This window comes from Rhodoferax sp. (genome assembly GCF_028715765.1).
Classification (GTDB): domain Bacteria; phylum Pseudomonadota; class Gammaproteobacteria; order Burkholderiales; family Burkholderiaceae_C; genus Rhodoferax.
On record NZ_JAQURE010000053.1, the window covers coordinates 1 to 20268 of the forward strand.

At 58.6% G+C, this 20268-nt stretch carries 18 protein-coding genes and 1 pseudogene; 9 read left to right on the top strand and 10 right to left on the bottom strand.

Translation table 11 applies throughout. The annotated features are described in order from the left end of the window. Positions 1-214: 214 nt before the first annotated feature. Both PHT20_RS14330 and PHT20_RS14335 read left to right on the top strand, forming a co-directional pair. The gene (locus PHT20_RS14330; protein ID WP_301021049.1) at positions 215-820 is read left to right on the top strand and encodes a CDP-alcohol phosphatidyltransferase family protein; all 606 of its coding nucleotides are present in this window, start codon (positions 215-217) and stop codon (positions 818-820) included. Between the two features lie 79 nt (positions 821-899). Beyond that, positions 900-2006, top strand: a complete 1107-nt coding sequence (locus PHT20_RS14335) for an FAD-dependent oxidoreductase (RefSeq protein WP_301021050.1) — start codon at positions 900-902, stop codon at positions 2004-2006. A 90-nt stretch (positions 2007-2096) separates the two neighbouring features. On the opposite strand, the gene PHT20_RS14340 is transcribed toward PHT20_RS14335, so the two are convergent. Further along, positions 2097-3230 (bottom strand): FAD-binding oxidoreductase, encoded by a 1134-nt coding sequence (locus PHT20_RS14340; protein ID WP_301021051.1) that lies wholly within the window; start codon positions 3228-3230, stop codon positions 2097-2099. Positions 3231-3404: 174 nt separating this feature from the next. Here PHT20_RS14340 and PHT20_RS14345 point away from each other — a divergent pair, with 174 nt between their 5' ends. The 3 genes from PHT20_RS14345 to PHT20_RS14355 all read left to right on the top strand — a co-directional run bounded on the left by PHT20_RS14345 (position 3405) and on the right by PHT20_RS14355 (position 5342). Then, positions 3405-4559 (top strand): alpha-hydroxy acid oxidase, encoded by a 1155-nt coding sequence (locus PHT20_RS14345; protein ID WP_301021052.1) that lies wholly within the window; start codon positions 3405-3407, stop codon positions 4557-4559. A 184-nt stretch (positions 4560-4743) separates the two neighbouring features. Continuing rightward, on the top strand, positions 4744-5022 hold the full coding sequence (locus tag PHT20_RS14350) for a type II toxin-antitoxin system Phd/YefM family antitoxin (RefSeq protein ID WP_301021053.1): 279 nt from the start codon (positions 4744-4746) through the stop codon (positions 5020-5022). Continuing rightward, positions 5022-5342 (top strand): type II toxin-antitoxin system RelE/ParE family toxin, encoded by a 321-nt coding sequence (locus PHT20_RS14355; RefSeq protein ID WP_301021054.1) that lies wholly within the window; start codon positions 5022-5024, stop codon positions 5340-5342. Before PHT20_RS14350 ends, PHT20_RS14355 begins: the two co-directional genes overlap by 1 nt. 57 nt (positions 5343-5399) lie before the next feature. Here the strand turns inward: PHT20_RS14355 and PHT20_RS14360 are convergent, their stop codons facing one another. Continuing rightward, positions 5400-8087 carry a bifunctional acetate--CoA ligase family protein/GNAT family N-acetyltransferase gene (locus PHT20_RS14360; RefSeq protein WP_301021055.1) on the bottom strand — a complete coding sequence of 896 codons (2688 nt, stop codon included), beginning with the start codon at positions 8085-8087 and terminating at the stop codon, positions 5400-5402. Between the two features lie 102 nt (positions 8088-8189). On the opposite strand from PHT20_RS14360, the gene PHT20_RS14365 reads away from it, so the two are divergent. Continuing rightward, on the top strand, positions 8190-9443 hold the full coding sequence (locus tag PHT20_RS14365) for a DNA polymerase IV (protein WP_301021056.1): 1254 nt from the start codon (positions 8190-8192) through the stop codon (positions 9441-9443). 63 nt (positions 9444-9506) lie between these two features. Here PHT20_RS14365 and queF read toward each other — a convergent pair whose 3' ends face one another. The 3 genes from queF to PHT20_RS14380 all read right to left on the bottom strand — a co-directional run bounded on the left by queF (position 9507) and on the right by PHT20_RS14380 (position 11808). After that, positions 9507-10352 (bottom strand): NADPH-dependent 7-cyano-7-deazaguanine reductase QueF, encoded by an 846-nt coding sequence (queF, locus tag PHT20_RS14370; RefSeq protein WP_301021057.1) that lies wholly within the window; start codon positions 10350-10352, stop codon positions 9507-9509. 73 nt (positions 10353-10425) lie between these two features. Further along, complete coding sequence (locus tag PHT20_RS14375; RefSeq protein WP_301021058.1) at positions 10426-11331, bottom strand: acyltransferase; 906 nt, start codon at positions 11329-11331, stop codon at positions 10426-10428. 33 nt (positions 11332-11364) lie between these two features. Further along, on the bottom strand, positions 11365-11808 hold the full coding sequence (locus PHT20_RS14380; protein WP_301021059.1) for a BLUF domain-containing protein: 444 nt from the start codon (positions 11806-11808) through the stop codon (positions 11365-11367). Positions 11809-11889: 81 nt separating this feature from the next. Here PHT20_RS14380 and PHT20_RS14385 point away from each other — a divergent pair, with 81 nt between their 5' ends. Next, positions 11890-13032: an oxidoreductase gene (locus PHT20_RS14385; protein WP_301021060.1), complete on the top strand. Its 1143-nt coding sequence runs from the start codon at positions 11890-11892 to the stop codon at positions 13030-13032. Here PHT20_RS14385 and PHT20_RS14390 read toward each other — a convergent pair. Further along, positions 13029-13151 (bottom strand): hypothetical protein, encoded by a 123-nt coding sequence (locus tag PHT20_RS14390; RefSeq protein ID WP_300081917.1) that lies wholly within the window; start codon positions 13149-13151, stop codon positions 13029-13031. The two genes, PHT20_RS14385 and PHT20_RS14390, sit on opposite strands and share 4 nt — an antisense overlap. Positions 13152-13901: 750 nt before the next feature. On the opposite strand from PHT20_RS14390, the gene PHT20_RS14395 reads away from it, so the two are divergent. Both PHT20_RS14395 and PHT20_RS14400 read left to right on the top strand, forming a co-directional pair. After that, positions 13902-16331 (top strand): YgiQ family radical SAM protein, encoded by a 2430-nt coding sequence (locus PHT20_RS14395; protein WP_301021061.1) that lies wholly within the window; start codon positions 13902-13904, stop codon positions 16329-16331. Between the two features lie 203 nt (positions 16332-16534). After that, positions 16535-17692 carry a type I restriction endonuclease gene (locus PHT20_RS14400; RefSeq protein WP_301021062.1) on the top strand — a complete coding sequence of 386 codons (1158 nt, stop codon included), beginning with the start codon at positions 16535-16537 and terminating at the stop codon, positions 17690-17692. Between the two features lie 41 nt (positions 17693-17733). Here the strand turns inward: PHT20_RS14400 and PHT20_RS14405 are convergent, their stop codons facing one another. From PHT20_RS14405 to PHT20_RS14420, 4 genes and pseudogenes are all read right to left on the bottom strand, one after another. Further along, positions 17734-18087: a transcriptional regulator gene (locus tag PHT20_RS14405; RefSeq protein WP_301021063.1), complete on the bottom strand. Its 354-nt coding sequence runs from the start codon at positions 18085-18087 to the stop codon at positions 17734-17736. A gap of 47 nt (positions 18088-18134) precedes the next feature. Further along, positions 18135-18419 (bottom strand): type II toxin-antitoxin system HigB family toxin, encoded by a 285-nt coding sequence (locus PHT20_RS14410; RefSeq protein ID WP_301021064.1) that lies wholly within the window; start codon positions 18417-18419, stop codon positions 18135-18137. 111 nt (positions 18420-18530) lie between these two features. Next, positions 18531-19910 carry an ATP-binding protein gene (locus tag PHT20_RS14415; protein ID WP_301021065.1) on the bottom strand — a complete coding sequence of 460 codons (1380 nt, stop codon included), beginning with the start codon at positions 19908-19910 and terminating at the stop codon, positions 18531-18533. Then, a pseudogene (locus tag PHT20_RS14420) lies at positions 19897-20175 on the bottom strand (winged helix-turn-helix domain-containing protein). The gene PHT20_RS14415 and the pseudogene PHT20_RS14420 overlap by 14 nt, the downstream one beginning before the upstream one ends. Positions 20176-20268 lie beyond the last annotated feature (93 nt).

A 20268-nucleotide genomic window follows, 5' to 3' on the forward strand; every position in this document is an offset into this window, starting at 1 on the left:
TCACCTCCAGACTGTTGGATAACCGTATGATTTCAAACGGAATTTCTAATGGTATCCATTAGAAATCTGCACTGGGAGGTTTGCACCACTTTTCTTTTGAAAATCCTAATGGACTATCTGGGTTGAAACGACCTATGTGTGGGCTCAATACAGCCTCAAGCCAGACAGTTCAAACTCACCCCCCTACACACGCCATGCACCTGCCCAGCCACCTATGTTTGACCGCCAAGCCAGCCTTTTGATTCAACCCCTGGTGACCGGTTTGGCCAAAACCGCCGCACGCCTGGGGCTGAGCGCTAACCAGCTCACCATGACCGCCTTTTGCATTGGCATGTTTGCTTCGTATTCAATAGCTACTGGCGCTTATTTAACGGGTGCTACAGCCATATTAACCTCAAGACTTCTAGATGCGCTCGATGGCGCGGTGGCACGCTTGACGCAAGCCACGGATGCCGGTGGTTTTTTGGACATCACGCTGGATTTTGTGTTTTATGCCAGCGTGCCGCTGGCCTTTGCATTCAGCGACCCCGCGCGCAATGCGCTGCCCGCTGCGGTGCTACTGGCCGCCTTCATGGGCACCAGCGCCAGTTTTTTGGCCTTTGCCGTGCTGGCGGCCAAACGCGGCTTGAACAACTTGAACACCCCCAACAAATCGTTTTATTTTTTAGGCGGGCTGACTGAGGCGGGGGAAACACTGGTCTGCTTTTTGGCCATGTGCTTGTGGCCTGACGCCTTCATTGAATTGGCCTATGGTTTTGCCGTTTTGTGCGGCATCACCACCGTCATCCGCATTCACTGGGGCTGGCAGGCCTTTCACTGATGATTATCATATTGATAGCTGCTTGCACTTTATTTATAAGCGCTTCAGCCTGTTTTTTCATATATAAATGGACAGCTCTATGAAACACCTGGTGATGCTGGGCGCAGGTCACGCCCATGTGCACATGCTCTCTACCCTGGCCAGCCAGGCACTGGCAGGGGTGCAGGTCACGCTGATCGCGCCTTACCCGCGCCAGCTTTACTCGGGCATGATGCCGGGCTTTGTAGCTGGCCACTATGCGGTGGAAGACTGCGTGATTGCGCTGGCACCTTTTTTAAAAAACACCTCGGTCACCTGGCTGCCACGCAGCGCCACCGCGCTTGATGCCCAAGCCCGCGCAGTCACCCTGGACGACGGCAGCAGCGTGCCTTATGACGTGCTGTCGATCAACAGCGGGCCCGTGCAAGACCGTCAAAAAATAGAGCAGCTGATGCCCGGTGCGCGAGAGCATGCGCTGTTTGTGCGCCCGATTGAAGGGTTTGCCGCGCTGTGGCCGCAGGTGCTGGCCATGGGGCAACACAAGCCGCTGCGCTTTGCCGTGCTGGGCGGTGGCGCGGCCGGGTTTGAGCTGGCCTGCGCCATCTCGCATCGGCTGGCCAACGCATCGATCACCCTGGTCAGTGGCGAGGCCACGGTGGGTGCCAATTACCCGCTGGCAGTGCAAACCAAAATGCTGCGGGTGCTGAAAAAGCGCCACATCACCGTGCTGCAAGAGCGCGCCGTGGCGGTGGCAGCGGGTGAGATCACCCTGGCCAGTGGCGCGCGGCTGGCCTGTGATGTGCCGGTGATGGCCATTGGGGCGCACGCCCCAGCCTGGCTGGGCAACAGTGGCTTGGCGCTGGACAAGCAAGGCTTTGTGGCGGTCGATGCGTTTCAGCGCAGCACCAGCCACGCCGAGGTGTTTGCCGCTGGCGATGTGGCCACGCGCCAAGATGTGCAACTCCCCCGAAGCGGGGTTTACGCCGTGCGCGCCGGTCCGCCCTTGACGAAAAACCTGCGCGCGGTGCTGGCTGGTGTGGCGCCCAGCCCCTACCCACCGCAGCGCAAAACCCTCAATTTGTTGTCTTGTGGTGACCGCACCGCCATTGCCAGCTGGGGCAACTGGTCGGCTCAGGGGCGCTGGGTCTGGTGGCTCAAAAACCGCATTGACCGCGGCTTCATCCAAGCCTACAGCCGGCCGGCTTGAGCGCTTAAGGTTTGGGCGAGCTGAACTTGTCGAAGGAGGGGGGTTAAGCCCAGTGCCCCATCGGCAAGTTTGGGGAGCGCAGTGGGTGCGTCAGCTTGCCGCAGACAAGCGGGCAGGCGACACGTCTTGCGCCCGCACACACAACGCCGCGATGTGCGCAGGTACCGGCAAGCCGCGCACCAAGGCGGCGGCTAGCTCGCCCATGGCCGGGGCGGTTTGAATGCCATAGCCGCCTTGGCCAGCCAGCCAGAAAAACCCCGGCGCGTCAGGCGCAAACCCCACCACGGGTGTGCGGTCAGCCACAAACGAGCGCAGCCCAGCCCATTTGCGCTTGACCTGGCGAATCTGCAACGTGGTGGCAGTTTCCATGCGGTCTACGGCAATGGCCACATCCAGCTCTTCGGGCTGCACATCTTGCGGGCTCATGGGGTCTTCGTTGGCGGGAGACACCAGCAGCAAACCGGCATCAGGCTTCATGTAAAAGGTCTCTAAGGCATCAATCACCATGGGCCAATCGGTCAGCGTACAGCCTTGCGGCACCTCGCAGGTGAAGGCGGTGCGGCGCATTGGCACCAGCCCCAGCGGTGCCACCCCGGCGAGTTGCGCCAGCTCGTCACACCAGGCGCCTGCGGCGTTAATCACCGTGGTGGCCAAAAAGACGCCTGCCGTGGTTTCCACGCGCCAGCCTTGCGCTTGCCGGGTCAGGCGCTGCACCTCGGCATCACACACCAGCTGCGCGCCAGCCTGTTTGGCACCGCGCAAAAATCCCTGATGAATGCCGTGCACATCCATGTCCATGGCATCGGGCTCGTACACCCCAAACACCGCAGCTTCGGGCTTGAGCACGGGCACCCTCGCCAAAATCTGGGCTTGCGTCCACCATTCGATGTTGGGAATCAAGGCACGCTTGTCTTGCAACGCTTGCGCCAGGGCGGCCTCATCAGCCGCCCCGCCCACACTCAATGAGCCGCGTGGCGTGACCAACGGGTAAGGTGAAAACCCTTCGGGTGGGTTGAAGTAAAACGGCTTGGAAGCGGTGGTGATGGCGCGCACCACCGCGTTGCCATAGGTTTCTGAATACAGCGCCGCAGAGCGGCCGGTGGCGTGGTAGCCGGGTTGCGACTCGCGCTCCAGCAGCACCACTTTGGCGTGCGGTGCCAAAAAATAAGCGGCACTGGCACCCGCCATACCGGCGCCCAAAATCAACACATCGGTGGTTTGCATGGCTCAACCTTTCATGAAATAGTTGCATTCGACATGGCTGGCATTATTCACGTGCCCATCGCTGCCAAACGCCCCTGAAGCGCTGTGGGCGGTGAGTAATCATTTTTTTCATGCGGCATTCGCGCCATTGCAAAGCGGGGGCTCTAACATTGGCGAAACACCAGGAACCCTGCCATGCCCATCATCACCCACATTGAAGACCTGCGCGTGCTGGCACAAAAACGCGTGCCACGCATGTTTTACCAATACGCCGACTCCGGCAGTTGGACCGAGTCCACCTACCGCGCCAACAGCGAAGATTTTCAACGCATCAAACTGCGCCAGCGGGTGGCTGTGAACATGGAAAACCGCAGCACTGCCAGCACCATGGTGGGCCAGGCGGTGGCCATGCCGGTGGCTATTGCACCGACCGGGCTGACCGGCATGCAGTGTGCCGACGGCGAGATCAAGGCCGCCCGTGCCGCCAAAAAATTTGGCATACCGTTCACGCTCTCCACCATGAGCATTTGCTCGATTGAAGACGTGGCGGCCGAGACCGGCAACCACCCGTTTTGGTTTCAGTTGTATGTGATGAAAGACCGTGACTACATTGAGCGCCTGATCGACCGCGCCAAAGCGGCTCACTGCTCGGCACTGGTGCTGACGCTGGACCTGCAGATCATTGGGCAGCGCCACAACGACATTCGCAACGGCCTGTCTGCCCCACCCAAGCTGACGCTGGCCAACCTGCTCAACATCATGACCAAACCACGCTGGGCCTTGGGCATGCTGAGCACGCAGCGGCGCGGCTTTGGCAACATCATTGGCCACGTCAAAGGCATTGAGAGCATGGGCACGCTCAGTGAGTGGACTGCCAAGCAGTTTGACCCGGCGCTGAACTGGGGCGACGTGGAGTGGATCAAAAAACGCTGGGGTGGCAAGCTGATTTTGAAAGGCATTCAAGACGTGGAAGACGCGCACCTGGCGGTGAACTCAGGCGCTGATGCGCTGATTGTCAGCAACCACGGCGGGCGCCAGTTAGACGGCGCCCCCAGCTCGATCACCGCCCTGCCAGCCATTGTGGACGCGGTGGGCAGCCAGATTGAGGTGCACATGGATGGCGGCATTCGCAGTGGTCAAGACGTGCTCAAAGCCCGCGCCCTGGGCGCCCGCGGCACCTACATTGGCCGCGCGTTTTTGTACGGCCTGGGCGCCATGGGCGAAGCCGGTGTGACCAAAGCGCTGGAGATCATCCACAAAGAGCTTGACCTGACCATGGCGTTTTGCGGGCGCACGCAGATTGACAGCGTGGACAAGGGGATTTTGCTGCCAGGGACTTACCCGACCTGAATATGCATGAAGAATCAGGCTTTAACCATTATGAAATAAGCACTAACAGCTACAAATATAATAGTAAATTAGCCTGCTAGTAAAAGACTTCCTGGTCATTGACTGGGCTTTGAACCCGACGAACTTTATTGACTAAAACTAAATTTGGTATTAAATTCAGACCAGCTTTTACATAAAGACCAACATGCAGTCTATTGCCAACATCCAGTCCATTTCCTACCTAAAGAGCCACGCTGCCCAGATTTCAGAAGACCTGGCGTTGAACGGCAACCCATTCATCATCACCCAAAACGGTCAAGCCAGCATGGTGATTGAAAGCGTCAAACAGTACCAAGACAAGCAGGCGCTTATCGCGGCGCTGAAAATCATTGCTTTGGGAGAAAAAGACCGGCTGCAAGGACGGGGCATCTCGGCTGCTGATTCTCGGGCGCAGCTGCTGGCGGCTCGTCAAAGCCGCAAATAATGGCCGTTGTCATTCTTCCGGACGCACAAGCTGACTTGCTTGGGCTGCAAGACTACATGCTGGATAAGTGGGGCGAAGCGTCTTGGCTGAAAGCTGAGGACGAAATTTTCGACAAGCTTGCAAAAGTTGACGCCGGTCTTTTCAATGGCTCGCCGGTCCAAGAACTGGCATCGGTTGGTATTTTGGACTATCTGAACGTCTACACCTCACACCACAAGCTGGTCTATCGAAAAGCAGGTCACGAGACTTACGTGTATCTGGTCGCTGGCCAGCGGCAGGATTTCCCGACGCTGTTGATGAAGCGACTGTTCAAAATTTGAGCGCACTGATTGATGCTGGCAAAGGTTTTGGGACAGCGCCCAAAACCTGACCAAGCGTCAAACCACCTGCAAATGGTGCGTGACCAGCTTGAAGTCGGGGTCTTCGGGGAATGACTTGACGGCAAAACCGAGCCCTTTCATGAGTTTGAGCATGTTGGGATTGTTGGCCAGCACCAGACCTTCGATTTCGGTCAGGCCTTTTTCACGCGCAAAGTCCATGATGGACAGCATCAGCCGTGAGCCCAGGCCTTTGCCTTTGAACTCGTCAGCCACCACCAAAGAAAACTCGCAACTGGCGCGGTCTGGGTTGGTGATGTAGCGCGACACGCCCACAATGCGTGTGCTCTCCACTGCGTTACCCTGCGCGTCTTTGGTTTCTTCGGTAACCAGTGCCACCAGTGCCATTTCACGGTCGTAGTCAATCAAGGTGAAACGCGACAACATGGTGGCGGGCAGCTCTTGCATGCTAGAGACAAAGCGGAAGTAACGGCTCTCGGGCGAGAGGCCGCGCACAAAAGCTTGCAGCATGTGGGCATCGTCAGGGTGCACTGGGCGCACCACATATTCACCACCGCCGGCCAATGGGCACAGTTGCTCGTGTTGCGATGGGTAAGGCAAGATGGCCAGGTGGTTGTAGTGGCGCACCGACGGCGCGGCGTTGTCCACCACAATGCGCGCATCCACGGCCAAGGCGCCCGACTCGTCCACGATGATGGGGTTGATATCCATCTCGCGCAGTTGCGGCAGTTCACACACCATCTCTGAGACGCGCAACAAAATCTGCTCCAGTGCCTCCAGGTTGACGCCAGGTGCGCCGCGCCACACCCCCAGGGTTTCAGCCACGCGTGAGCGCTCGATCAGGCGGCGTGCCAAAAACTGGTTGAGCGGCGGCAGCTCCATGGTGCGGTCGGCAATCAGCTCGATCATGGTGCCACCCGCGCCAAAGGCAATGACCGGGCCAAACGGCTCATCGGTCACCAGACCCACACACACCTCGCGGCCACGCTTTTGGTTCGACATGTTTTGAATCGTCACGCCATTGATGCGGGCATTGGGCTGCAGCTTGGTCACCGCGGCAATCATGTCCAGGTAGGTGTCGCGTACGCTGGTGGCATTCAAGATGTTCAACGCCACGCCCTGCACGTCAGACTTGTGGCTGATGTCGGGCGAGTCAATTTTGAGCGCCACCGGAAAGCCCAGCTGCGTGGCAATCATGATGGCCTCGTTGGCACTGCGCGCCAAAATGGTTTTGGTCACGGGAATGTGAAAAGCCGCCAGCAGCGCTTTCGACTCCATTTCAGTCAACACTTTGCGCCGCTCGGCCAGCACGCTCTCGATCAGCAACCGGGCACCTTCCACGTCGGGTTTGGCCAGGTCTGACAAGGGCGGTGGGGTTTGCTGCAGCAGTTGCTGGTTTTGGTAGAAAGACGCAATGTTGCCAAACGCACCCACCGCCGCCTCAGGCGTGCGAAAGCTGGGAATGGCAGCATCGTTCAAGATTTTGCGGGCGTCCCCCACGGTGGCGTCGCCCATCCAGCAGGTCAGCAAGGGCTTGCTCACATGGCGGTTGAAATCGGCAATGGCTTTGGCCACCGCATCGCCATCGGCACCCATTTTGGGCGAGTAAATGACCAAAATGCCGTCAATCTGCGGCGCTTTGCTGACCGCTTCAATGGCCGCACGGTACTGCTCTGGGCCAGCTTCTTCAGACACATCCACCAGGTCGGTCAAGGTGGCCAGTGGCGGCATCACGGGTTTGAGGGCTTGCACCTGCTCTGGGGTCAAGCGCCCCAGCACCAGGTTGATTTCACTCACCCAGTCGGCAGCCAGCACGCCGGGGCCGCCGCCATTGGTGATGATGGCCAAGCGTTTGCCCACCGGTTTGTACCTGGAAGCCAGACATTTGGCAGCAGAGAACAGCGCCACAAACGAGCGCACCCGCACCGCACCGGCGCGGCGCAGGGCGGCATCAAACACATCGTCGCTGCCGACAATGGTGCCTGAGTGGGTGAGCGCCGCCCGGTTGCCTGGGGGTTTGCGCCCGGCTTTGAGCACCACCACCGGTTTGGCATTGGCCGCGGCACGCAGTGCGCTCATGAAGCGGCGGGCGTTGGTGATGCCTTCCATGTAAATCACAATGCTGTGGGTTTTGGCATCTGAGGCCAAAAAGTCCAACACTTGCGCCAAATCGACGGCGGTATTGGGCCCGAGCGACACCACGGTTGAAAAACCCACTGCGTTCTTTTTGGCCCAGTCCAGAATGGAAGAAGTCAACGCGCCAGACTGCGACACCAGCGCCAGTGGTCCGCCAGTGGCCAATTCGCCCGCCACGCTGGCATTGAGCTGCAAACTGGGGCGCTGGAAACCCAAACTGTTGGGGCCGAGCAGGTAAATGCCATCGCGCGTGGCCATTTTGTGCAAATCTGCTGCCAGGTTGGCATCAATGCCGCTGGAGATCACCACCGCCGCCTGACACTTGATGCGCCCGGCAATCTCCAGCGCCGCCGCCACCTCATTGACTGCCAGCGCAATGATGGCCAAATCCGCATGCACCGAGGCCAAATCCGCCAAGGTACCGCTGGCATGGATGTCTAAAAATACCAGTTTGCCGGTAAAACGCTGCGCGGTGAGGGCTTGGTGCAAGGCCTTGGCCTGCGGCGTGTGCGATTCAGGTGCGTCTTGGGCACCAGCAAACACCACAATAGAGGCGGGTGAAAACAATGCGCTTAAAAAATGCTTATCCATGTAATTACCTATTGACTAAGTGTGTGTATTGTGAATGTTAATTGGAACATCTACTGAATTATTTGACACCTTGCCCACCCCCAAGCCGCCACTTGCCACTGTATGCCACATCTGCCAGCCACTGCAAAACCTGCCACCCAGCCCCTGTCCCGGCGCATTGCCCATTTGGACATGGACGCGTTTTACGCGTCGGTTGAGCTGTTGCGCTATCCCCAGCTCAAGGGCTTGCCGGTGGTGATTGGCGGCGGGCGACGCAGTGCTGACGATGCCATGCTGCAAGCCCATGGCGACCAGCCGTTGGCCAAAATTCCCCTGGCTGCGTTCCCGCGTCTGGCGCACTACACCGGCCGCGGCGTCATCACCACCGCCACCTATGCCGCGCGCCAGTTTGGTGTGGGTTCTGCCATGGGTTTGATGAAAGCCGCCAAATTGTGCCCTCAGGCGATTTTGCTGCCGGTGGACTTTGCCGAAATCAAGCGTTACTCGCAAGCCTTCAAGCGCATCATTTTGGACATTGCTCCGCTGATGGAAGACCGTGGCGTCGATGAGGTCTACATTGACTTCACCCACGTACCTGGTGGCCAGCGCGAGGGCGGCCGGGTGCTGGCGCGGCTGATTCAGAAAACCATTTTTCAACACACCGGCCTGACCTGCTCGGTGGGCGTGGCACCCAACAAACTGTTGGCCAAAATGGCCAGCGAGTTCAACAAACCGAATGGCATCGCGGTGGTGCATGAGGCCGACCTGGAGCCGCTGATCTGGCCACTGGCCTGCCGCAAGATCAATGGCATTGGCCCCAAAGCTGATGAAAAGCTACAGGGGCTAGGCATTGCCACCATTGGCCAACTGGCGCAAAAAGACGTTCAGTGGCTGATCGACCACTTTGGCCAAAAAACCGGTGTCTGGTTGCATGACGCAGCGCATGGCATTGACCTCAGCCCGGTGGCACTGGCCAGCGCGCCAGTGTCCATCAGCCGGGAAACCACCTTTGAGCGCGACCTGCATCCGGTGCGTGACAAGGCCGAGCTCGGTGTCGTCTTCACCCAGCTCTGCGAGCAAGTCGCGGCAGACCTGGCGCGCCAAGGCTATGTGGGCAAAACCATTGGCGTGAAACTGCGCTTTGATGACTTCAAGGTGGTCACCCGCGACCACACGTTGGCGCTGCCCGTGGGCGACGCGGCCACCTTGCGCCGGGTGGCGGGGCAGTGCCTCAAACGCGTGCCCCTGACCCAAAAACTGCGCCTGCTGGGGGTGCGGGTGGGTTCATTGATGCCTGCAGCCGAGGCTCAAAAAAATATAGAAAATAGACCTCTAGCACAGGTATATCAAGCGCAAGCAGCTATTATTTTTGATTAAATGCAGACCGACTGGTGCAGCCGCTGCACAGACAGCAGCGGTTGCACCAGTCGGTCTACTGCGTTACTGCCGCGCGTGGCGCGTGTTGGCGGGCAAGGCTTGCGGGTAGCTGCTGCGAAACGGGTTGATGTCGAGCCCACCCCGGCGGGTGTAGCGGGCGTACACGCTGAGCTTGTGCGGCTGGCAACGCGCCTGAATGTCGGTGAACATGCGTTCCACACAGTCTTCATGAAACCCGGCGTGGTTGCGAAAACTCACGATGTAGCGCAGCAGCCCAGCCTGCTCGATTTGCGGACCAAAGTAGCTGATTTGCACACTGCCCCAGTCGGGCTGGCCGGTCACCGGGCAGTTGCTGCGCAGCAGGTTGCTGGTCAGCACCTCAGACACCGGCGCTTCATCGGTGGCGCTGCCCAGCAGCTCGGGCGCCGGGGTGAAACGGTCGCAGTCCAGGTCGAGGCGGTCCAGGCTCAAGCCGTCAAACTCATAGATAGGTTCGCGGTCAAACCACTCAGACGCCACCAGCCGCACACCCACGCTGCTTTGCACCACGCCACCGTGCCAGGCCGCAGCAGACAAATCAGCGCGCAAGGCGGCCTGCACCTGTGCCGCATCGTCAAAACGGGTGTTGTTGAAACTGTTGAGGTACAGCTTGAGCGACTTGCTTTCAATCAGGTGGCTGGACTCGCACGGCACCGTGAAATGTGCCAGCGCCACCTGCGGCTTGCCACGGGCATTGAGCCAACTCAGCTCATACGCCGTCCACAAATCTGCCCCCATGAAGGGCAGCGGGCGCCCCAGCCCCAACGCCGTGCGGTTGGGTGCCCGTGGGATGGGAAACAGCAGCGTCGCATCGTAATGGTCGGGGTAAGCGCTGGTTTTGCCCAAGGCAGACTGGCTGGGGTGGTTCATGAGGGACTTTGTTGGAGTGAAAAGTTGGGGAAATGTTTTTCTGCCAAGTGCGCCGCCCCACTTGCGGCGGTTCTCAAGTGTGGGCTTTTGCACCCAACGTGTGTTCAATGCGCGCATCTTTGTCAGCCCACAGCTGGTTCACCCACTGCTGCATGTGGCTGCGCAGTGCGGCTTCGCTCTGCGGCTCGGGTGCGTTGTGCCGCGCTGGCACCGGCAGGGTTTGCACCTGCACCACCACTTGCGACACCTGGCCCGTTAAAAACTGCACAAAGGTCGGTTGCCCCCGCGGGTAGACGATGGTGATGTCAAGCACCGCACCAAATTTCTCGCCCATGGCTTGCAGCGCCAAAGTGATGCCACCGGCCTTGGGCTTGAGCAAATGCCGATAGGGCGACGACTGCTGGCGCTGCTTGGCCGGGGTCATGCGGGTGCCCTCCAAAAAATTCATCACACTGGTGGGCACCAAGGCATATTTCTCACAGGCGGCGCGAGTGGCGGCGGCGTCTTTGCCGCGCTCTTGCGGGTGTTTTTGCAAATAGGCCTCGCTGCGCCGGCGCATGAACGGAAACTCTAGCGCCCACCAGGCCAACCCCATGATGGGCACCCAAATCAACTCTTTTTTCAGGAAAAATTTCAGCAGCGGAATGCGCCGGTTCAGCACATGCTGCAGCACCAAAATGTCCACCCAGCTTTGGTGGTTGCACACCACCAGGTACCACTGGCGCGGGCTCAGAGCGTCCAGGCCGCTGACTTGCCAGTCGAGCTTTTGCGTGAGCCGCATCCAGCCGCTGTTGCCATCAATCCAGGCCTCGGCAATCTTCAGCAGCAGCGGGTCAAGCCGCAGGCGCACCGCTTGAAACGGCAGCACCAGCTTGACCAAGGCCACCAGCAACAAAACAGGCACCCAAACAAAGATGTTGAGCAGCATCAACACCCCCGCCAGCAGACCCCGCAGCGGCGCAGGTAAGAAACTCAGCATGTCACGCGCACAGCCAACACAGGGTGGAGGCGCTTAAACCGCCGACTCAGTGCCACCGATTTGGCGGGCATGTTCGCCAATGTCTGCCAGCAGCATTTCAGCCGCCTGGGCGCGCATGGACATGGGGTCGAAGTATTTGTCTGCCGAATACGACAGAAACAATGGACGGTTTTTTTCAGTGCGCAGCACATAGCCCATGGTCCAGTCGGTGAACAAGCGCTTTTCAATTTCCGCCGAACTCAAGACCACAGAGCTGTTGTGGCGCGAGTCGCGCAAAATTTTGGCGTAAACCTGGTGCACCGCACTGCGGTCGCCTTCAAGCGCCTGGAAAAAATAGCCATCGGCCATGACCAGCAAGCCGGTGATGCCAGCTTGCGTATTGTTGTGGCGCGATTTGCCCAAAATGTCCCGCATGTCCATGGGCCCAAACTGGGGGGAAACTTTGCTGGCGTAAATCAGGCGAACGAGGATGGTCATGAAAAGGCTCCGTTAATGTCAGTGGGGCACGGCGGGATGTGTACCGTGTTGAACCCATGTATTTTGATGGATGATAGGCGCATGAAGACCTCTGACTTACCCCAACCCTTGCCCCTGGCTGTGGCGTTGATCGGCTATGGCGGTGCTGCGCGGGTGTTCCATGCGCCGCTGATCTCTGGCGTGCCCGGTTTGCATTTGCACAGCATCGTCAGCCGTCAACACGCCGCGGTGGCCCAAGATTGGCCGCAGGTGCGCTGTGTGCCCGATGTGGATGCCGTGTACCAAGACCCCAGCATTGACCTGGTGGTGATCGCTACCCCCAACGCCAGCCATTTTGAGTTGGCGCAAGCGGCACTGAAAGCGGGCAAGCATGTGGTGGTGGACAAACCCTGCACCGTGACGCTGGCCGAGACGCAATGCTTGCTGGCGCTGGCGCAAACCCAGGGCAAGCTGTTCACGGTGTTTCAAAACCGGCGTTTTGACAGTGATTTTTTGACTTTGCAGCAGGTGTTGAAGGGCGGCGCTTTGGGTCGGGTGGTGGAGGTGAATTCGCACTTTGACCGCTACCGCCCCCAGGTGCCCGTGCGCTGGCGCGAGCAAGCCTTGCCAGGCGCCGGGCTGTGGTTTGACCTGGGGCCACACTTGCTTGATCAAGCGGTGGTGCTGTTTGGTGCGCCTGACGCCATCCTGCTGGACTGCGCCAACCTGCGCACCGGCGCGGTGGTGAACGACTGGTTTCACGCGGTGTTGCGCTACACCCGTTCACATGGCGGTTTGCGGGTGGTGCTGCACGCCAGCACTTTGGTGGCCGACGGCGGGCCGCGTTGGGCGGTGCATGGCGAGCGCGGCAGTTTCACCAGCTACGGGCTTGATGGCCAAGAAGAGGCTTTGAAGCAAGGTGCCCGTCCGCACTGGCAAGCCTTGGGCGACTGGGCAGAAAACAAAAATCCTGGGCAGTTGCTCAGTGTGCAGCAACTGCCCGGGGTGTCTGAACCCGTGGTGGTGCGCCAGCAGGTGGCGGGCTGTGCGGGGAACTATTTGGCTTACTACAACCAGTTGTGTGACCACTTGCAAGGGCTTGCACCACAGCCATGTGTCACAACGCACCAGATTCACACGGTGATGAAGTTACTTACCTTTGGCGAGCAAAGCGCCCAGCAGGGACGCTGGGTGAGCTTGACCGAGTCGTGCAGCTTGCCCCAACCGGCGGAGCAACGGGCTTAAACCCCGCTGCTGGACAAGATGTAGGGCACGCAGACAAACGCCACAGTGCTGACTGACATGAAGGTGCCAGAAACAATGGCAAGGTAACGGCCGACAAATTCTTTGAGGTCTGTGTTCATGATGAGGTGTCCTGATTCAGTGTTGCGATGGACTGTATCTTCGGAGTTAAGACCCTCTGAGTCACGCTGTTTTACGCACTGTGACGCATGCAACACGCTGGTTACAACTGTTGAGCAGGGTTTAACAGTTGTGATTCGAAGCGTTGAGGGTTTTACCCGGCAGGGCGACTGGGTCAGGCGCGTGCGGTTTTGGGGTGAAAGCACGCGCGGGGCTAGCGGATCAGTACACCGGCACCAATTTCGCGCGCATTTCACGCAGTAGCCCGGTCACCTGACCCAATCACCCTGCCTCACGGTGCTTGGACTCAACAATTTATAAGAAAACAGCCTGTAGCGCTTGCTGAATAAGCGTGAGTAGCTATTGATTTTTGTTATCTCTGCCAGCACAACCTCCACACAGATAAGGCGTGGTGGTTGGGTCAGGTGACCGGGCTTTGGGGGCAAATGCGCGCGAAAAAGGGGCTGGGCGTACTCAGGCCTCAGCCCCGCGCGTGTTTTGCCCACAAAACCGCACGCACCTGACCCAGCCGCCGCGCCGTGCCAGAGTCACCAATGCAGCATTGCGCCAGAGACGCAAAACAGCAGTGCCAGGCAAAGTGACACGGACATCCGCCCTCACCCTAACCCTCTCCCAAGGGGAGAGGGAATAAGCCCACTTCCCTTTGAAATGCATCCCACAGTAACCACTTTACCTACGTGAAATCGGCTGCAAACGTACACTTGGCGCACTTTTTCACCGTCTGAGTCCCCATGAACGCCCCTGTTGACGTCTCTTTTTTCCCGCGCCACGCCAAACCCCTGAGCAGCTACCGAAAATTTTGGGCTGCGCGCTTTGGCATTGCGCCGTTTTTACCGATGAGCCGTGACGAAATGACGCAACTGGGTTGGGACAGTTGCGACATCATCATCGTCACCGGCGACGCGTATGTAGACCACCCCAGCTTTGGCATGGCGGTGATCGGCCGCATGCTCGAAGCCCAGGGTTTTCGCGTTGGCATCATTGCCCAGCCCGACTGGCAAAGCGCTGAAGCCTTCAAAGCCTTGGGCAAACCCAACCTGTTTTGGGGCGTGACCGCGGGCAACATGGACAGCATGATCAACCGTTACACGGCCGACCGCAAAATCCGCACCGATGACGCCTACACCCCGGGTGATGTGGGTGGCAAGCGCCCCGACCGCGCCGCCATTGTCTACAGCCAGCGCTGCCGCGAAGCCTTCAACGGCGTGCCGATTGTGCTGGGCGGCATTGAAGGCAGCCTGCGGCGCATTGCCCACTATGATTATTGGAGCGACAAAGTCCGCCGCAGCATCGTGGTAGATGCCAAATGTGACCTGCTGCTGTACGGCAACGCCGAGCGCGCGATTGTTGAGATTGCGCACCGCTTAAGCCGCCGTGAACCCATTGAGCAGATCACAGACGTGCGCGGCACCGCTTTTGTGCGCCGCTCTGACGACGCCACCCGGCTGGGCTGGTTTGAAATCGATTCCACCGATGTGGATGTGCCAGGCGTGGTGGAGCCCCACCTCAACCCCTACCAAACCACCAGCGAGCAAGCCGCCGAGCAGGGCAGCACCTGCGCCAAAGCAAATGCCGAAAATGAAGTTGCCTCAATTGATACAAAAACAATAGCTACTAGCGCAATAGACATAAGCGCTACAGGTCAAAAAGGCTTAAATATTACAAAGCTCCCAACCAGCCAGCCGATCACCTTCATGCACAATCCGGCGCTGCCGACGCGTGTGGGCAAGCAGGTGATGCCGCCACGTGAGCGCACCGTGATTCGCCTGCCCAGCTACGAGCAGGTCAAGAGTGACCCTGTGCTGTATGCCCATGCCAACCGCGTGCTGCACCTGGAAACCAACCCCGGCAACGCCAGAGCCTTGGTGCAGGCGCATGGCGCGGGGGCTACCGCCCGCGACGTGTGGCTGAACCCACCCCCCATTCCATTGACCACGCCAGAGATGGACTTGGTGTTTGACCTGCCTTATGCCCGCGCTCCGCACCCCAGTTACGCCGACGAGCACGGCAGCCACGACCACGCCACCAAAATCCCGGCTTGGGAGATGATTCGCTTCAGCATCAACATCATGCGCGGCTGCTTTGGCGGCTGCACTTTTTGCTCCATCACCGAGCACGAAGGACGCATCATCCAGAGCCGCTCGGAAACGTCGATCCTCAAAGAAATTGAAGATGTGCGTGACAAGGTCAAAGGCTTCACCGGCACCATCTCTGATTTGGGCGGCCCCACCGCCAACATGTACCGCCTGGGCTGCAAAAGCCCCGAGATTGAAGCCGCCTGCCGCAAACCCAGCTGCGTCTACCCCGGCATTTGCCAAAACCTGGGGACCAACCACGACCCGCTGATCCAGATTTACCAACGTGGCCGCGCCTTGAAGGGCATCAAAAAAATCTTGATCGGCTCAGGCGTGCGCTACGACCTGGCGGTGCAAAGCCCTGAGTACGTCAAAGAATTGGTGCAGCACCATGTGGGCGGCTACCTCAAAATTGCGCCAGAGCACACCGAGCAGGGCCCGCTCTCCAAAATGATGAAGCCCGGCATGGGCACCTATGACAAGTTCAAAACCTTGTTTGACAAGTTCAACCTGGAGTCGGGCAAAAAGCAATTTTTGATTCCGTATTTCATCGCAGCCCACCCCGGCACCAGTGACGAAGACATGATGAACCTGGCCATTTGGCTGAAGAAAAACGGCTTCAGAGCCGACCAGGTGCAAACTTTCTACCCCAGTCCCATGGCCACCGCCACGGCCATGTACCACACCGACCTGAACCCACTCAAAGGCATTCACCGCGATGACCGGGCAGAAAAAGTGGATGTGGTGCGGGGCGAAAAGCGCCGCCGTCTGCACAAAGCATTTTTGCGCTACCACGACCCCAACAACTGGCCGCTGCTGCGCGAAGCACTCAAAACCATGGGTCGCGCGGACTTGATCGGCAACGGCAAACACCACCTGATCCCGACCTTTCAACCCATGACCGACGGCAGCTACAGCAGCGCCCGGCGTAAAAACTCTACCGTCTCCGATGCCACCCCTTTGAAGCCCATGCGCTTGGGTAACAGCCCCAAACCCGGCCAGCTGCTGACCCAGCACACCGGACTGCCACCACGCGCCACGGGCAAAGCCCCACCGAAAAACTTCAACAACCACCGGCCGAGGTGATTTGGGTACCTGGTGGCCAAATCACCAAACGTTAAGTGCAGAGCACCCAGATCGCCGAATTGAGAGACATTGCACATGGTGGCAACAGGGCAACAGAAGTAACACTCCAGCCCACCTCGCAATTCAGCCGACGGTTGAACACACTCATAATGAATGGTAGTCAACCCATATAGGGAAGATGGTAATTTTCACAAGGAGGAAACATGAACGAGTTCATCGCCAAAGTCGCCAAGCACATTGATCACGTCAAGAAAGTGGGCGAGCATTGCACTACAGAAGAGACTACCAAGCAGGCGCTGATACTGCCTCTGCTGGAGATTTTGGGCTTTAGCCCATTCGACCCCACAAAGGTCAAAGCCGAGTATGCGTCGGACTTTCCAGGGGTCAAAGTAGGTGAGCGGGTGGACTACGCGCTGTTTTGCAACAACGTACCAGTCATGTTTATTGAGGCCAAGGGCTATGCTGCCAACCTGAACAACCACTGCCCTCAGCTGTCACGCTACTACAACGCCACCCCGGAGGTGGCCGTGGGTGCCATCACCAACGGGCGCGAGTGGCGCTTCTTCACCGACTTGGTGAACAAAAACATCATGGACGGTGAGCCGTTTTTGACGATCACGTTTGATGGATCGCCCCAGGATGCTTCTCACCAACTGGCCCAATTTCATCATGACAAATTCCAGCCTGAGGCATTGCGCGCACTGGCCGAAGAAAACATCTATCTCACGGCCTTCAAGGCAGCCATTACGACTGTTTTGCGAGAATGTGATGCCGATTTTGTGAAATACATGGCAGGTCGCGCCAATATTCAGCGCACCTTCACCGCCAAGTTTATTGAAGGCGTGCAGCCCATCATGAAACAGGCGCTGGCCAAGGCCATCAGCGACATGGTGACCAGTTCGCTGTCCACACCGATACCGGAGGAGATGCCTCAAATCGCGTCAGTTGCATTGATCGACCCCTCGGCTCCCACCATTGATCCTACCAACGCAAAAATTATCACCACAGCCAACGAGCGCCGGGTGCTTGAGATTTGCCAGGAGTTGCTGCCGGACGAAGATTTACACGGCAAAGATACTGAGAGTTACTTTACCGTGCTCTACCAAGGCAAAAATAACCGCTGGATGTTGCGCTACTGGGGTGACAAAAAGCGACCCTCCGTCGCCTTTTGCATGCCGCTGACCGACGCGCACCGCATCGAGATCAAGCGCTCAAAATTAGAAATTGGTGCAGGAGACACGATCATGCTGGATCGGCCAGAACACTTGCTGCGGCTGACCGGCTTGCTGGACGATGCCTTGGCATTCAGCAAGAACGATGACAACTTTAAGCGCAGCACAAGTACCAGCGCAGCAAGCTGAAACATCCCATCCAACCGCGCCTTCGGGTGCAGTTTTTTCGTCTACACAAACACCTCAACACCCACACCAAAACGCGCTGCCAGCAGCCGCGCCTGACGCAGGTTAATGTTGCGTTTTCCGGTCAGCAACTCAGACACCACACCCTGCGTGCCTACTTCAGGCAAATCGCTCTGGCGCAGACCGTGCTGATCCATCAAAAACGCAAGAGCCTCATTGGCGGGCATGGCCTGGGGCATGGGGTGGTGCAGACGCTCCCATGCACTGATGCGCTCGCCGATCAAATCGGCCAGCCCGGCCAGCGGATTGGATTCGTCAGCGCCTCCAGCATCAAGCACCGAATCAAGCGATTCAACCGCTTGCGCATATTGAGCCTCACTTGAAATTGGCGAAAGCATGGGCGCTATGTACCCCCAATGCGCTAACGCGACCCCCACTTGTGCGTTCATTTCCAGTCCCCTTTGTCATATTCGTTGTGCGTCAGTATGGCGCGCACAAACAGCCTACCCGTGTTGAAGTGAATGGCAGCGATAAGCCGCAGCTTGTTGCCACCAATGTCAAACACAAACTTGTCGCCGACCTTGTCAACCGCAGGAAAGCATGCCTTGACTTGCGAAAAATTTTGCCACCGAACCCGTTTCGTCAGCCGATACCAGTTGTCCAACGCCACCCAGCATGATGGATATTGAACCTGCGCTTGCAGCACTTTGGCGTGTGAGATGATGTGCATGAATGGATTTTATCTCATTTTGAGATATTTACTTGCTTTGTCGAACCTGAATTTTTCCTACGCTGTGTGATCGTTGGTAGTCAAACGACAAACACATCCTGGCCAGTCGTGCTAAGCCCGCTGCAGCTGAATGTTGATGCACAGCCCGCCACTGCTGGCGTTGCTTAAATTCAAGCTGCCGCCCATGCGCGCCACGGTTTTGTCCACAATAGCCAAGCCCAGACCGGTGCCGTTGGCCGAGGTGCGTGCCGCTTCGCCACGAAAAAACGGCGTGGTGAGTTGCTTGAGCTGGTCTGGCGCGACACCCTGGCCGTGGTCGCGCACGCGCAGCAGCACCTGTTTGCCCTGGCTTCGGGCTGAAACTTCCACCACGGCCACGCCGGTATCGGTGGATTTGCCGTAGCGTGCAGCGTTTTCCAGCAGATTGGTCACCACGCGTTTGAGCTCCACCTCATCGGCCAGCACGCTCAAGCCGGCTTCCAGCGCCACTTTGAACACCAGGTCGGGGTGCTTGTTCAGGCTTTGCAAGCAGGCCTCGACCGCTTCGTTGAGCGACACCGGTACCAGCTCGGTGTGCCCCGGGCGGGCGTAATCCAGAAACTTGTTGATGATGGCGTCCAACTGGGCAATGTCATTGGCCATGTACTCCCGGGCTTGCGGGTCGGCCACGCTCATTTCGGCCTCAAGCCGCAGCCGTGCCAGCGGGGTGCGCAGGTCGTGTGAAATGCCAGCCAGCATCACAGCACGCTCTTGCTCAATGAGCGCCAGTTTTTGCGTCATGCGGTTAAAGCCCACGTTGACGGCACGAATTTCGTTGGTGGTGACCGATTCATCCAGTTCACTGGCCTCAAAGTCGCCCTCGCGCACCCGGCTGGCCGCAAACGACAAGTCTTTCAGCGGCCGGTTGATCAGCCGGGCAATCCAGGCCGCACCAGCCAGCGACAACAGCGCCGCAGTGGTCAGCCAGATCAGCCAGGTTTTGCCAACTGGGGGCTCAAACCGGTCCAGGCTGGTTTGCAGCCAGAAATGGTCTTTGTCGATGGTAAAACCAATCCACAAGCCGGCTTTGCCATTCACACTGCCTGCCACCCGTGTGTCGGTGCCCAGCCGCGCCGTCAACTCATTGACGATGTAGTGGTTGAGTTCACTGTTCTCCAGGTCGATGGCCACGTCTTTGGGCTCGCGCGGCAAGATCACCACATGCTCTTGGTCGCGCATGGTTTTGAACAGTGACACGCGGGTGATGGCATCGGTGTGCATCACCGCGGCACGGCTCAAGTTGACCAACGAGGCAATTTGGCGCGCCGTTTGAATGGCGCGTGGCTCGGCTTCTAGCTCCCGCAAGGTCTGCGTCCAGGCCAGCACACTGCCCAGTAGCAGCAACGACAGCAGCACAAACGTACGCCAGAAAAGGCTCAAGCCACTGCGATGCTTGCGGGTGGATTCATCCTCTGGCGGGTACGGTTTGAAGGGCGACTCAAGCGTTGCCATCGGGGACAAACACGTAGCCTACGCCCCACACCGTTTGGATGTAGCGCGGTGCGGTGGCATCGTCTTCAATCAGCTTGCGCAGGCGTGAGACCTACACATCCAGACTGCGGTCAAACGGCTCAAAGTCGCGCCCGCGCGCCAGCTGCGCCAGCTTTTCACGCGACAAGGGTTGGCGTGCGTGCCGCACCAGCGCTTTGAGCATGGCAAATTCACCGGTGGTCAGGGGCAGCTCTTGGCCGTCTTTGCTCAAGGTGCGGGCTCCCATGTCAAAACTGAAGGGGCCGAAGCTGACCACTTCCAGCTCGGCCGATGGGGCGCCAGGTGCCTCCGGTGGTGGACGCCGGCGCAGCACGGCATG

Bases quoted from the DNA above. Each gene is read 5' to 3' on its own strand.
- PHT20_RS14340 (WP_301021051.1), bottom strand. From the start codon at position 3,230: ATGCAAACCACCGATGTGTTGATTTTGGGCGCCGGTATGGCGGGTGCC.
- PHT20_RS14405 (WP_301021063.1), bottom strand. From the start codon at position 18,087: ATGCTTTCGCCAATTTCAAGTGAGGCTCAATATGCGCAAGCGGTTGAA.
- PHT20_RS14345 (WP_301021052.1), top strand. From the start codon at position 3,405: ATGCCCATCATCACCCACATTGAAGACCTGCGCGTGCTGGCACAAAAA.
- PHT20_RS14350 (WP_301021053.1), top strand. From the start codon at position 4,744: ATGCAGTCTATTGCCAACATCCAGTCCATTTCCTACCTAAAGAGCCAC.
- PHT20_RS14415 (WP_301021065.1), bottom strand. From the start codon at position 19,910: ATGGCAACGCTTGAGTCGCCCTTCAAACCGTACCCGCCAGAGGATGAA.
- PHT20_RS14390 (WP_300081917.1), bottom strand. From the start codon at position 13,151: ATGAACACAGACCTCAAAGAATTTGTCGGCCGTTACCTTGCCATTGTT.
- PHT20_RS14400 (WP_301021062.1), top strand. From the start codon at position 16,535: ATGAACGAGTTCATCGCCAAAGTCGCCAAGCACATTGATCACGTCAAG.
- PHT20_RS14365 (WP_301021056.1), top strand. From the start codon at position 8,190: ATGCCACATCTGCCAGCCACTGCAAAACCTGCCACCCAGCCCCTGTCC.
- PHT20_RS14385 (WP_301021060.1), top strand. From the start codon at position 11,890: ATGAAGACCTCTGACTTACCCCAACCCTTGCCCCTGGCTGTGGCGTTG.
- PHT20_RS14360 (WP_301021055.1), bottom strand. From the start codon at position 8,087: ATGGATAAGCATTTTTTAAGCGCATTGTTTTCACCCGCCTCTATTGTG.
- PHT20_RS14410 (WP_301021064.1), bottom strand. From the start codon at position 18,419: ATGCACATCATCTCACACGCCAAAGTGCTGCAAGCGCAGGTTCAATAT.
- PHT20_RS14375 (WP_301021058.1), bottom strand. From the start codon at position 11,331: ATGCTGAGTTTCTTACCTGCGCCGCTGCGGGGTCTGCTGGCGGGGGTG.
- PHT20_RS14355 (WP_301021054.1), top strand. From the start codon at position 5,022: ATGGCCGTTGTCATTCTTCCGGACGCACAAGCTGACTTGCTTGGGCTG.
- queF (WP_301021057.1), bottom strand. From the start codon at position 10,352: ATGAACCACCCCAGCCAGTCTGCCTTGGGCAAAACCAGCGCTTACCCC.
- PHT20_RS14380 (WP_301021059.1), bottom strand. From the start codon at position 11,808: ATGACCATCCTCGTTCGCCTGATTTACGCCAGCAAAGTTTCCCCCCAG.
- PHT20_RS14330 (WP_301021049.1), top strand. From the start codon at position 215: ATGTTTGACCGCCAAGCCAGCCTTTTGATTCAACCCCTGGTGACCGGT.
- PHT20_RS14395 (WP_301021061.1), top strand. From the start codon at position 13,902: ATGAACGCCCCTGTTGACGTCTCTTTTTTCCCGCGCCACGCCAAACCC.
- PHT20_RS14335 (WP_301021050.1), top strand. From the start codon at position 900: ATGAAACACCTGGTGATGCTGGGCGCAGGTCACGCCCATGTGCACATG.